Here is an 11,086-nt window from a genome sequence, read left to right on the forward strand (position 1 = left end):
CCATGGCTCCCGTGGCTGCCGTGGCTGCCGTGGCTGCCGGAAAGGGGCGCGATGCCCACTCTGACCAGCGCCGAGGCACGGCATCGGTTCGCCGCGGCCCGCATCGCCCACCTCGCGACGGCCGACACGGCGGCCCGGCCGCATCTGGTGCCGGTCGTGTTCGCCGTGGACGGCGACACGGTGCTGCTGGCCGTGGACCACAAACCGAAGCGGACGACGCGGCTGAAGCGTCTTGCCAACATCGCCGCCAACCCGTCGGTCTGTCTGCTCACCGACCACTACGACGAGGACTGGGAGCGCCTTTGGTGGGCCCGGGCCGACGGCGAGGCCCGCGTGCTCCCGTCACCGGACAGGTCTCCCGAGGCCGCCCGGTTCGTCCGGCTGCTCAGTGCGAAGTATCAGCAGTACGCCGACCGCCCACCCGGCGGACCGGTGGTCGAGGTCTCGGTCCTGCGCTGGAGCGGGTGGAGCGCGTCGTGAACCTCGTGCTCGCCACGAAAACGGTGCGTGAGCGGCCCGGCCGACGCCACACCGGCCTGCTCCGCAAGCCACGCGGTTTCACCCGTCTGCGCAGCCTGACGTTGCCGTCGGCCGGTGTACGGGGAAGCCTAGGATCCGTCACCGGGCGCAGACACGTCGCCGCCCTTCCCTGCCTCGGCTGGAAGCTCCATGACCGGAGGACACGCAATGTCGCACGCCTTCGGCAGGACCCGCTGGAAGCGCTTCGCAGCGGTCCTCGTCCCGGCCGTCGCGACCGCTGCGGCTCTCGGTATCGGCATGGCGCAGGGAGCGCTTGCCGCATCCTTCTTCATCTCCGGCGAGAAGTTCCAGATCAGTGCGGACACGATCGACGTTCGCGGTCTCAGCATCTACGGCATGGTGGACGTGCCCAGGAAGGGCACCCCCGTGCCGGTCGCGGTCAACGGATTCCGGCACGCGAAGATCAGCGGGCTCTGCCAGTCCGTGGTGGTCCCGATCCCGGTCCTGGGCCCGTACACGCTGAGGCTCACCGGCGGCGACCGGAGCCAGGTCGAGGCGGACAACATGTTCATCGACGCGACGTCCCTGTCGGTCGGCAACGCGAAACTCAAGGACATCGACATCGGTGTGGCGGCCGGCGCGATCAGCAAGGGGCCGATCAACCCGGGGGACAGGAACTCACGCTTCTTCGACCCCAACGGAGTCGCACAGCAGGCGGTGTCGGCCGTTCTGACCGACGTGCGGGCCACGGCGGTCGCGGTGTCGGCTGCCACGCTCAACGTGCCCGACCTGAATCTGCGCCTCGAGCAAGGCCGGCACGAATGCTTCTGACTCCTCGGAAGAGGGACATGCGCCCCTCCCCCGCCCGCCTCTCGCCGCGGAAGGCGTATGCGTCCTCCAGGATGTTCGGCAGCCGCCCGGACCTGCGCGTCGCCGCTGGCGAAGCCCGGGCGGGTTTCAGGAGATGGCGGGGCGAACGGCCCTTCTGGGCAGGGCTGTTCACGCTCGCGGCGGGACTTCCCATCATCTGCCTGCCGTATGTGCACCTGACCTTGGCCGGTATCCCGCTGGCACTGTCCACCACGGCGGGGGCAGGGTCTCTGATCATCGGGATCCTGATGGTGGTTCTGGGCCTCACCCTCTGGTTCCACCAACAGGCGCGCGTGTTCGCCGGGGTCGCGGCCCTGCTGCTCGCCCTCGTCTCGTTCCCTGTGGCGAACTTCGGGGGACTCTTCCTGGGTCTTCTCTCCGGCCTGATCGGCGGTTCCCTGGCCTGTGCGTGGGCTCCACCCACGGGCAGCGCCGAACCGCGGGCCTCTGCGACCGTCCCGGCGGGTGCGGGCTGCCCGGAATCCGCGGATGAAGGGCGCTGAGGCTACGAGCGACGGCGGGGTTTGCCGCGCTTGCCGCCCTTGGGGCCGCCGGCACCGCTCCGTGAACTCTTGCCGGTCGACTTGCCGGCTGCGGGCTTCCGCTGTGCGCCGCTCTTGACCGCGGGCTTGCGCTTCGGCTGTGCCGGGGTCGGAGGGCGGCCCCGGGTGCTGTTGACGGTACGCCCGCGAACGATCCCGATGAACTGCTCCACCAGGTCGGTGGTCTCGTCCTGCGGCCACGACAGTGCGACGCGCGATTCAGGGACGTCCGAGACCGGCCGATAGGTGAGGTCCTTGCGGTGGTGCAGACGCGCGAGTGACTGAGGGACGACGAGCAGTCCCACTCCCGCCGCCACCAGTTCGACGGCATCCGCCGTCGTGGCGGGTCGCTCAATGGCGGGCAGTCCCGGCGGACGGTCCCAGTCGAGGACGTCGTCGAGGGGATGCAGCACGATGTCCTCGGCGAGATCCTCGGCGGACACCTCGTCCACCGCCGCCACGACGTGGTCCTTCGGGACCACGACCACCGTCGTCTCGGTGTAGAGAGGGATCGCGCTGAGGTCCGTACGGTCGACCGGCAGTCGTACGAAGCCAGCGTCGGCGCCGCCGCCGCGCAGGACGTCGAACGCCTCGGCGGCGGGTACCGCGATGAGCTCCAGTGGGACGTCGGGCAGCCGCTCGTTCCAGATCCGCACCCACTTGGTGGGCGTCACTCCCGGGACATACGCGAGCCGGAACGAAGGGGATACTTCCGAGCCTGTCACCCCGCCAGGTTACCGGTCGTGGTCGGAGGTAGCTCACACGCTCGAATACCCTTGGCACATGACGTCGCACCAGACCGCCCAGACGATGAAGCCCGCGACCGCGGCGAAGAAGCTGGGTGTGTACCTCGAGGCCACCCCCACCGAGTTCCAGGAGGGTGTCGTCTCGCGCACCGAGCTCAACGCACTGCAGGCCGACCCGCCCGAGTGGCTGCAGGAACTCCGACGCAACGGCCCGCATCCGCGGCCGGTGGTCGCGGCGAAGCTGGGCATCTCGATCTCGGGCCTCGCGCGAGGCGGAATCACGGACGCCCTCACCACGGAGCAGATCGACGAGCTCAAGAAGGAACTTCCTGAGTGGCTGCAGAAGGAACGCGCCACTCAGGCCGAGGTCCGGAAGGAAGCAGCGCGCATCAAGGAGAAGAACGAGGCGCGCGACGATCAGGCCGACCGCCCGCGTTCCTGACGCTTCGCCTCCACGGCGGCGGATCCGGGGGTGCGAAGCACGGATCGCCGTGCTCGTGCCGTGCTTCCTCCTCAAGGGCTTCTGCCGTGTCCCACCAAGGTGACGCCGCCGTCGAGGAGGCGCGAACAGCCACAGAGCGTCGTTGAGGTCCGACGCAGCGTGGCTGTTCTGCGGGCACGGCGCCACGACTACCGCTCAGCCGCGCGACAGTACACCGATGAGGTGCGTGCCGGCCCGGGGTCTGTCGCACTGTTCGGCCGTCACTGTTTGATGTTTTCCCATACATTGGGCTTTATGTCGGGTTCGGCTCCAGACGGTGCACAGCCTCAGGAGACGTGGCATGAAGATGTCTCGGACGAAGAACCATCCGGGTCGCTCTGCCGTCACCGTTACGGCGGCGTGCGCGCTTGCCGGTCTCGCCGCCTGCGGGACCGTCGGTGAGGCGGGCCAGGGAGACGGCGGGAGAACCTCCGGCAGCGGCGGCTTCACGGTCGGGCTGCTGCTCCCGGACACCCACACTGCTCGCTGGGCGACCGCCGACAAGCCCCTGATCATGAAGAAGGTCAAGTCGCTCTGCCCCGACTGCCGGGTGACCCACGCCTACGCCTCGGCAAACGTGGCCACTCAGCAGCAACAGATCGAATCCATGATCGCGGACGGGGCCAAGGTCCTGATCCTTGATCCCGTCGACGACAAGGCGCTCCGCTCCTCGATCACCAGGGCCCGCGACGCACACGTCCCGGTGGTGTCCTACGACCGCCTCGCCGAAGGCCCCATCTCGGCCTACTCCGGCTACGACTCGGAGGAGATCGGCAGGATCCAGGCCGAGGAGCTTCTCAAGGCGATGGGCCCCAAGGCGCGCGGGGGCCAGATCGTGATGATGAACGGTGACCCCACGGATCCGAACACGAGGGACCTGAAGAAGGGCGCGCTCTCGGTGCTGAACGGCAAGGTGAAGATCGCCAGGTCGTACTACACCGCCGAGTGGATTCCGGAGAACGCGTTCAGGAACATGTCGGCCGCCATCGCCGAGCTGGGCCCGGAAGGCATCGACGGCGTCCTGTCGGCCAACGACGGGCTCGCGGGTGGCGCGGTCACCGCCCTCAAGGCGGCCGGTATCAGGCCGCTGCCGCCCGTCACCGGCCAGGACGCCGACCTCCCGGCCGTGCGGCGGATCGTCAAGGGCGAGCAGTACGTCACGGTCTACAAATCCTTCGAAGCAGAGGCCAATGCCGCCGCCGAGATGGCCGTCGCCCTGGGCCGCGGCGAGAAGCTCGACACCATCGCAACGGACCGTGTCAGCAATGACACGAGCAAGGAGATTCCGGCCGTCCTGGGCCCCCTCGTCCCCGTGACCGTCGACACGATCAAGGACACGGTCGTCAAGAGCGGCCTCTACACGGTCAGCCAGATCTGCACCCCGACGGTCGAAGCCGCCTGCCGGAAAGCCGGACTCACCGAGTAGGCCCGCCCGACGCCGCACCACCCGCCACGCCGGGGCGGCATCACCGGCCGGAAGAGACGGCACGGGCAAAGGAGATGGTTCATGTGCCGAGCACACCCCTGCTGGCGCTGCGCCGAGTATCCAAACGGTTCGGTGCTGTCTGGGCACTCACGGACATCGAGCTGGAGATCCACGCCGGAGAAGTCGTCGCCCTGGTGGGCGACAACGGCGCGGGCAAGTCCACCCTCGTCAAGGTGATCACCGGCGCCGCCCCCGCCGACCAAGGTGTCATCGAGTGGAACGGCCGTCCCGTCCGGATCACCCGCCCGCGTGATGCTCAGGACCTGGGCATCGCCAGCGTGTACCAGGACCTCGCGTTGTGCGAAACCCTCGATGTCGTCGGCAACCTCTTCCTCGGCCACGAGATCGGCAGGACCGGAATCCTCGACGAGGTGTCCATGGAGCGCCGGGCCGGGGAACTGGACCTGCTGGACACCCTCTCCATACGCATCCCCAGCGTCCGCGTCCCTGTTGCCTCCCTCTCCGCCGGTCAGCGCCAGACGGTCGCGATCGCGCGCGCTCTTCTCAGCGAACCCAGGATGCTCATCCTCGATGAACCGACCGCTGCGCTGGGTGTCAGGCAGACCACCCATTTCCTCGACCTGATCGACCGCTTGCGGGAACGCGGGGTCGGCGTGCTCCTCGTCAGCCACAACCTGGGGGACGTCAAGGCCGTAGCGGACCAGGTCGCGGTGCTGCACCTCGGCCGCAACAACGGCTTCTTCAGCGTGCCGACCACATCCCAGGAGCAGATCGTCTCCTCCATCACCGGCGCCACCGACAACGCCGTCACCCATCGCGCGACCCGGGCGTGGGAGGGAACGCTGTGAACAGAACACGGGAATCCGAGAATCTCGGACCCGGCAGGGCGGGTGGCGATTCGGCCGGAGCGGTGCCCACAGCAGTCGAGCAGCGCCGGGCGGCGGGCGGCGAAGGCGGTTTCAGGAGCTACGTCGGCGATTTCGCCCGCAAGCTGCGCAGCGGCGAACTCGGATCGCTTCCCGGCATCATCCTCGTCATCCTGCTCTGGACCATTTTCCAGAGCCTCAACCCGCAGTTCCTCTCCCCCCGCAACCTGTCCAACCTCAGCGTCGACATCGTCGGCACGGGCATGATCGCCCTCGGCATCGTCTTCGTACTGCTGATCGGCGAGGTGGACCTGTCGGTCGCCTCGGTCAGCGGGTTCACCGCAGCGATCTTCGCCGTGCTGAACGTGAACAACGGCGTGCCGGAAGGACTGGCCATCGCCGCCGCCCTGCTCGTCGGAGCCGCGATCGGAGCCTTTCAGGGCTTCTTCTCGGCCAGGATCGGCGTACCGGCGTTCGTCGTCACCCTGGCGGGACTGCTGGCCTGGAACGGTCTCATGCTCTACATCCTGGGCGCCAGCGGCACCATCAACCTCCCCGAGCAGGGCCTGGTCCGCGCCCTGACCAGCTACTACTTCCACGACGCGGCCGTCGTGTACGGGCTGGCGGCGCTCAGCGTGGCCGCCTTCCTGCTCGCGTCCTACCGGGACGCACGCCGCCGCAGGGCCGTCGGCGTGCTCTCCCGGCCGCTCAGCATCATCGCCGTGCGCACGGCTGCCGTGGCGCTGGTCGCGTTCGCCGCCGCCTATGTGCTGAACCGGTTCGAGGGCCTGCCGCTCGCTGTGCTGATCTTCCTGGTCTTCGTCGTCGTCCTCGACTTCGTCCTGCGCCGGACGTTCTACGGCCGGAAGCTCTTCTCCATCGGCGGCGGCGCGGAGGCGGCCCGTCGCGCCGGCATCAACGTGGTCTGGCTGCGGATTTCCGCGTTCATGGTGTCCGGGACACTGGCCGCTGTCGGCGGTCTCTTCCTGGCCTCGCGCGTCGCCGCGGTGGGCCAGACCTCGGGCTCCGTGATCCTGCTGATCAACGCCGTCGCCGCGGCCGTCATCGGGGGCGTCAGCCTGTTCGGCGGCCGTGGTACGACCTGGTCCGTCCTGCTCGGCATGCTCGTCATCCAGTCGATCGCCTCGGGGATGGTTCTCCTGGGCATCCCGACGCCGATGCAATCCGTGATCACCGGTGGTGTGCTTCTCGCCGCCGTGGCCCTCGACTCGCTGTCGCGCCTCTCGCAGAAGGCACACGGCAGGGCTTGACCACGCACAGATGCCAAGGCCGGCTGCCGAGCGGCGCGGTGGCAGAGCGAGGCACGCTCCCTCGCGGCGGCATACCGTCGGACCATGAGCGAGGTCATCGTTGTGCACGAGTTCGACAAGCCGGTGCCGGCACCGGGCCCCGCCGGCACCTCGACATCCGGGGCCCGGCGCGTCCGCCGGGTCCACGCAGCGCCCGCTGCTCCCGGGAATCCGTCCGTCCCCGGTCCACGGACCGTCTGCGGCAAGGACACCTTCGCCATGGAAGCGACGGTCCGGAGGCCGTCGGAGCACCCTGGCCGCTCGTGGTACGACCCGGCTTACGCAGACCGCATCTGCGCCGACTGCGATCTTGCGATGGGCACCTGACCGGAAGGTGAGGAAGTCACGGCCCAGTGGCGAGCAGGGCACGAAGTCGGTGCCCGGCTCGCGTACCGCCGACAGCACCCGACCCCCACAGCGCGTTCGAAGACCGAGTGATGGGCGGCAGGGATCCTGACGGGCCCGACGGCGGTGGCGGTGTCCAGCGGGTGGAGGGCGAGCCGGAGCGTCGTCATGGCTGGAGGCCCGACTGCGCTTCGGGGCCCGTGACGCGACGGCCGGTGACTCTGCTGCCGGGAAGCCGGCCTGCCTTGGCCTGGCCGGTGAGCCGGTCTCCTTCCAGGGTGAGCCGGAAGGAGAGATGCAGCCGCATGGGCTTGGTGATCGACTGCTGGTAGGTGACGGCATCGCCCTGGACGGTGATGCCGGTCAGCGGGACTTGTTCCCCGGACCTGAGGTCTTCCGCGGTGCCGTGCCAGGTGCCGTTGGGCCGGGCGGCGAGCAGGACGCGGGCCTGCTGCTTGCCCAGAGGGGTGTCGATGGTCAGGTGCCAGGTGCCTTCTGCGGGCATGGTGGGTCCTTCCGCTTGGTCGGGTTCAGAAGGAGATGGCGGGCGCGGCACCGCGGCGGGTCCAAACGGTGCCACGGCGTTCGTATTCGAAGAGCTTCTCCACGCTGCGGGCGATCCGGGGGCCGATTTCACGCTCGACGAGGTAGAGCCCGACGTCCAGGCCTGAGGTGACGCCGCCGCCGGTGATCAGGTCGCCGTCGTCGACGACGCGGGCGTCAACGGAGTCCGCGCCGGTGGCTGCGAGCACGTCGAGTCCCAGGTGATGGGTGGAGGCAGGACGGCCTTCGACGAGGCCGGCCATGGCGAGGATCAACGAGCCTCCGCAGACCGCGGCGACAACGGTGTCCTCGCGCTGGAGCGCCTGCTTCATCAGGCGCGGAAGGTCGGTCTCCAGCGTCCGCCCGAGGATGACCGGAATGGTGTTGGCCTGCTCCTCCTCGCTCAACTCGCCGGGGTCGCGCACATCCCCCGCTGCCCCCGGCAGCACGATCACGTCGGCGCGCTCGGGATCCAGCCGGCCGGTTGCCTCGAGGCGCAGCGGCGGAAGACCGCTGAGCACATCGCGCGGCCCTTCCGCGGAGACCATCTCCACCTGTACGGCGCCGTCGGTGAGCATCCCCGCCGAATGGAGGACCTCGTAGGGGGCGATGACATCCAAGGGGTCGAAGCCGTCGAACAGCACGAACTGGGCGAGCATCGCATGACTCTCTTTCTCGGTGATCAGCGTCTGCCGCGCCCACGCTAGGCGGACGGGCAGCCCGCCCCCAGAGGCATTGATGCCAACCATCCACGGATTCTCGCCAAGGCCGTGAGCTGCTGTTTCTGATGGAGAGCGGCCACAAGATGCGGTGTCTGGGACATCCGGCAGGAACCCGTTGGCCGGCCGGATCGTGCCCACCGTGGTGATTCCGGCCCCTACGAAGCGGACGCACCTCGGCAGGGCTGCCGGGAGTCGCGGAGGGTGCCGCGGCGGTCCGTCACCTGAGGCCGGCCACTCACTGAGGGCGGCAGCGCCCGCCCGTACGCCAGGTCGTGGTGGCAGCGGCGATGACGGTGTCGAGCCTGTCCCGGGCGCTCACGAGATCAGCGATCTGGCGGTCGATGCGATCCCGCTCGGCCGAGAGCCATTCGAGCAGCTCGGGCGATGCCTCACCGGTCTCGACGCAGGGCAGCATCGCCAGAATCGACTTGCTGGGCAGACCGGCGGCATACAGCTGCTGGATCAGCTGGACGCGGTCGACCGCGCTGTCCGGGTACCGCCGCTGCCCACTGGGACTGCGTTCCGAGGCGAGTAGTAGCTGCTCTTCGTAGTACCGCAGCGCCCGCACGCTCACGCCTGTCCTCGCGGCGAGCTCACCGATGCGCACAGCCCCTCCCTGATGGCCCGGAACACATTTCTTGCCTCTGACGTCAACGTCAGGTTCCAGCGTAGCCGACGAACGCCTCACACCCTCGTGAAAGCAAAGGACACGTACGTGATCAGCTTGTTCGACAGCTACCAGCTCGGAACCCTCAAGCTGCCCAACCGCCTTGTGATGGCCCCGATGACCCGGGCCCGTGCGAGCGCGGACGGCTACCGAACGACACGGGTGCTGACGGCCTTCTGACGCCATGGCCGCGAACCATGACACGTTTCTGATGCTGCGCCTCGTCGGCCGTCAGTGCCGTGTATCGACTGTATCGATCTCCGTCAGGGTCGGGCGCAACAAGCAGCTGAGCGGGGATATTCGATGGCGCGCTCCGGACTGCCTCCCCGCGTGCGGGGCGCCACCAGTCGTTCGTGGTTCCTCGAGGAGGGCCCCATGTGTTTGTTCCAGTACGCCGACGACCCCGAGCCTGAGGAACAAGTCCCGGCCGGACCCTTGTACGTCCCTGTCCGGCCGGGATGCACAGCGGAAGTGGCGATCCGGCTCTTCCGCACTCCACTGGGCGCGCGTACCGCCGTCGGTTTCACCAGCCCCGAGCGACTGACCGAACTGCTCGGGACGGACCAGTCCTGGATCCGCCTCTCCGAACACGCTCTGCGAGGGGTGGCTGCGCCGCTGGGAGTGCTGGCGCTGACCGTCGACCCGACCTTCACCGCGCCACCGGTCACGGCGGTGGACGGTCACCGCGCACCGGCGACACCGACCGCCGTCCGGGCCGCCTGAGGGGACCACAGAAGTTCGTGTCGACGTCGCGGCCGGCCGCGACGAACTGTCCGTATGGCCGGCATCCACGACCCCACTGCCGCACGGCGGACTGGCCGTCGGCGGAGTCTCGATGGCCGAGGCGGCCGACCGCTTCGGCACTCCCGTGTATGTGCTGGACGAGGGCGAGGTACGCGAGCGCTGCCGGACGTACCGGGACGCCTTCCCCGACGGAGAAGTGCTCTATGCCGCCAAGGCCTTCCTGTCCAGGGCGATGGTGCGCTGGGTCCAGGAGGAGGGGCTGGGGCTGGACGTGTGCTCCGCCGGTGAACTGGAACTGGCCGTGACGGCCGGGTTCCCGCCGGAGCGCATCGTGCTGCACGGCAACGCCAAGTCACCGCAGGACATCGAGACCGCGCTGCGGCTCGGGGTCGGCCGGATCGTCATCGACAGCCCGTCCGAGACCGCCCGCCTGGCGGCAGCCGTCGGACCGCAGGGCCACCAGAAGGTGATGGTCCGCGTCGTCCCGGGCATCTCGGCAGGCGGCCACGAGAAGATCCGCACGGGTACGGACAACCAGAAGTTCGGGCTCACCCTCACCGACGGCCACGCCCAGCAGGCCATCACCCGCATCCTGGACCAGCCGCAGCTCGAACTGGTCGGCCTGCACTGCCACATCGGCTCCCAGATCACTGACGTCAAGCCGTATGTCGCCGCGCTGCGCCGCATGGTGGGCCTGATGGTCCACATCCGTGAAACGCACGGCATCGTGCTGCCCGAGCTCGACATGGGCGGTGGGCACGGCGTTCCCTACCGGCCCGGCGAGCCGGCCCTGGACCTCACCTTGCTCGCGCGCAAGCTGCGCACGGAGCTCGTCGAAGGCTGCACGGCCGCCGGTCTGACCGTGCCTCGGCTGATCATCGAACCGGGCCGCGCGGTCGTGGGCCCGGCCGGGGTGGCCCTCTACCGGGTGCTGGCCGTCAAGCACACCGGCGACCGGGTGTTCGTGGCCGTGGACGGCGGCATGAGCGACAATCCCCGGCCGGCCTTGTACGGAGTGCGGTACGCGCCGCGTCTGGTCGGCCGCGCCTCCACCGCCGAACCGCTGACGACCACCGTGGTCGGCCGGCACTGCGAGGCAGGCGACGTCATCGCAGCCGACGTTCGGCTGCCTGCCGACACTCGGCCCGGGGACCTGATCGCCGTACCGGTGGCGGGCGCCTACCAACTCTCCATGGCCTCCGGCTACAACCTCGTCGGCCGACCGCCGGTCGTCGCCGTCCACAACGGCACGGCCCGGCTCCTCATCCGGCGCGAAACCCTGGACGACTTCCGCAGCCGGGACCTCGGTGACTAGGGCCACTC

Annotated in this window: 15 protein-coding genes; 11 read left to right on the forward strand and 4 right to left on the reverse strand. The window is 69.1% G+C overall.

What is annotated here, in order from left to right:
* Nucleotides 1-51 precede the first annotated feature (51 nt).
* The 3 genes from ACFU5O_RS15555 (at nt 52) to ACFU5O_RS15565 (ending at nt 1,853) form a co-directional block, all read left to right on the forward strand.
* Nucleotides 52-480, forward strand: a complete 429-nt coding sequence (locus ACFU5O_RS15555) for a TIGR03668 family PPOX class F420-dependent oxidoreductase (RefSeq protein WP_384240381.1) — start codon at nt 52-54, stop codon at nt 478-480.
* A 207-nt stretch (nt 481-687) separates the two neighbouring features.
* Nucleotides 688-1,311, forward strand: a complete 624-nt coding sequence (locus ACFU5O_RS15560; RefSeq protein ID WP_384240383.1) for a DUF6230 family protein — start codon at nt 688-690, stop codon at nt 1,309-1,311.
* 17 nt (nt 1,312-1,328) lie between these two features.
* Nucleotides 1,329-1,853 carry a DUF6114 domain-containing protein gene (locus tag ACFU5O_RS15565; RefSeq protein ID WP_384240385.1) on the forward strand — a complete coding sequence of 175 codons (525 nt, stop codon included), beginning with the start codon at nt 1,329-1,331 and terminating at the stop codon, nt 1,851-1,853.
* Between the two features lie 2 nt (nt 1,854-1,855).
* Here the strand turns inward: ACFU5O_RS15565 and ACFU5O_RS15570 are convergent, their stop codons facing one another.
* Nucleotides 1,856-2,617 carry a LysR substrate-binding domain-containing protein gene (locus ACFU5O_RS15570; RefSeq protein WP_384240386.1) on the reverse strand — a complete coding sequence of 254 codons (762 nt, stop codon included), beginning with the start codon at nt 2,615-2,617 and terminating at the stop codon, nt 1,856-1,858.
* 58 nt (nt 2,618-2,675) lie between these two features.
* On the opposite strand from ACFU5O_RS15570, the gene ACFU5O_RS15575 reads away from it, so the two are divergent.
* The 5 genes from ACFU5O_RS15575 (at nt 2,676) to ACFU5O_RS15595 (ending at nt 7,069) form a co-directional block, all read left to right on the forward strand.
* Nucleotides 2,676-3,080, forward strand: coding sequence for a DUF5997 family protein (locus ACFU5O_RS15575; RefSeq protein ID WP_384240388.1), 405 nt, complete (start codon nt 2,676-2,678; stop codon nt 3,078-3,080).
* 346 nt (nt 3,081-3,426) lie between these two features.
* Entirely contained in the window at nt 3,427-4,545 is a 1,119-nt protein-coding gene (locus tag ACFU5O_RS15580) for a sugar ABC transporter substrate-binding protein (RefSeq protein WP_384240453.1), read from the forward strand.
* Between the two features lie 74 nt (nt 4,546-4,619).
* A complete protein-coding gene (locus tag ACFU5O_RS15585) occupies nt 4,620-5,414 on the forward strand; it encodes an ATP-binding cassette domain-containing protein (protein ID WP_384240390.1) in 795 nt (264 codons plus the stop codon).
* A gap of 62 nt (nt 5,415-5,476) precedes the next feature.
* Nucleotides 5,477-6,703: a sugar ABC transporter permease gene (locus tag ACFU5O_RS15590; RefSeq protein ID WP_384240391.1), complete on the forward strand. Its 1,227-nt coding sequence runs from the start codon at nt 5,477-5,479 to the stop codon at nt 6,701-6,703.
* A gap of 84 nt (nt 6,704-6,787) precedes the next feature.
* Complete coding sequence (locus ACFU5O_RS15595) at nt 6,788-7,069, forward strand: hypothetical protein (RefSeq protein WP_384240393.1); 282 nt, start codon at nt 6,788-6,790, stop codon at nt 7,067-7,069.
* A 184-nt stretch (nt 7,070-7,253) separates the two neighbouring features.
* Here the strand turns inward: ACFU5O_RS15595 and ACFU5O_RS15600 are convergent, their stop codons facing one another.
* The 3 genes from ACFU5O_RS15600 to ACFU5O_RS15610 form a co-directional block, all read right to left on the reverse strand.
* On the reverse strand, nt 7,254-7,592 hold the full coding sequence (locus ACFU5O_RS15600; RefSeq protein ID WP_384240395.1) for a hypothetical protein: 339 nt from the start codon (nt 7,590-7,592) through the stop codon (nt 7,254-7,256).
* Nucleotides 7,593-7,617: 25 nt separating this feature from the next.
* On the reverse strand, nt 7,618-8,289 hold the full coding sequence (locus ACFU5O_RS15605) for a DJ-1/PfpI family protein (protein ID WP_384240455.1): 672 nt from the start codon (nt 8,287-8,289) through the stop codon (nt 7,618-7,620).
* A 298-nt stretch (nt 8,290-8,587) separates the two neighbouring features.
* On the reverse strand, nt 8,588-8,959 hold the full coding sequence (locus tag ACFU5O_RS15610) for a MerR family transcriptional regulator (RefSeq protein WP_384240396.1): 372 nt from the start codon (nt 8,957-8,959) through the stop codon (nt 8,588-8,590).
* A gap of 108 nt (nt 8,960-9,067) precedes the next feature.
* On the opposite strand from ACFU5O_RS15610, the gene ACFU5O_RS15615 reads away from it, so the two are divergent.
* The 3 genes from ACFU5O_RS15615 (at nt 9,068) to lysA (ending at nt 11,078) form a co-directional block, all read left to right on the forward strand.
* Entirely contained in the window at nt 9,068-9,199 is a 132-nt protein-coding gene (locus tag ACFU5O_RS15615; protein ID WP_384240398.1) for a hypothetical protein, read from the forward strand.
* A 195-nt stretch (nt 9,200-9,394) separates the two neighbouring features.
* Complete coding sequence (locus tag ACFU5O_RS15620; protein WP_384240400.1) at nt 9,395-9,742, forward strand: SAV_915 family protein; 348 nt, start codon at nt 9,395-9,397, stop codon at nt 9,740-9,742.
* Nucleotides 9,743-9,788: 46 nt separating this feature from the next.
* Nucleotides 9,789-11,078 carry a diaminopimelate decarboxylase gene (gene lysA / locus ACFU5O_RS15625; protein WP_384240456.1) on the forward strand — a complete coding sequence of 430 codons (1,290 nt, stop codon included), beginning with the start codon at nt 9,789-9,791 and terminating at the stop codon, nt 11,076-11,078.
* Nucleotides 11,079-11,086: the final 8 nt, after the last annotated feature.

The sequence above is a fragment of the Streptomyces sp. NPDC057445 genome, from assembly GCF_042802855.1.
Lineage (GTDB): Bacteria > Actinomycetota > Actinomycetes > Streptomycetales > Streptomycetaceae > Streptomyces.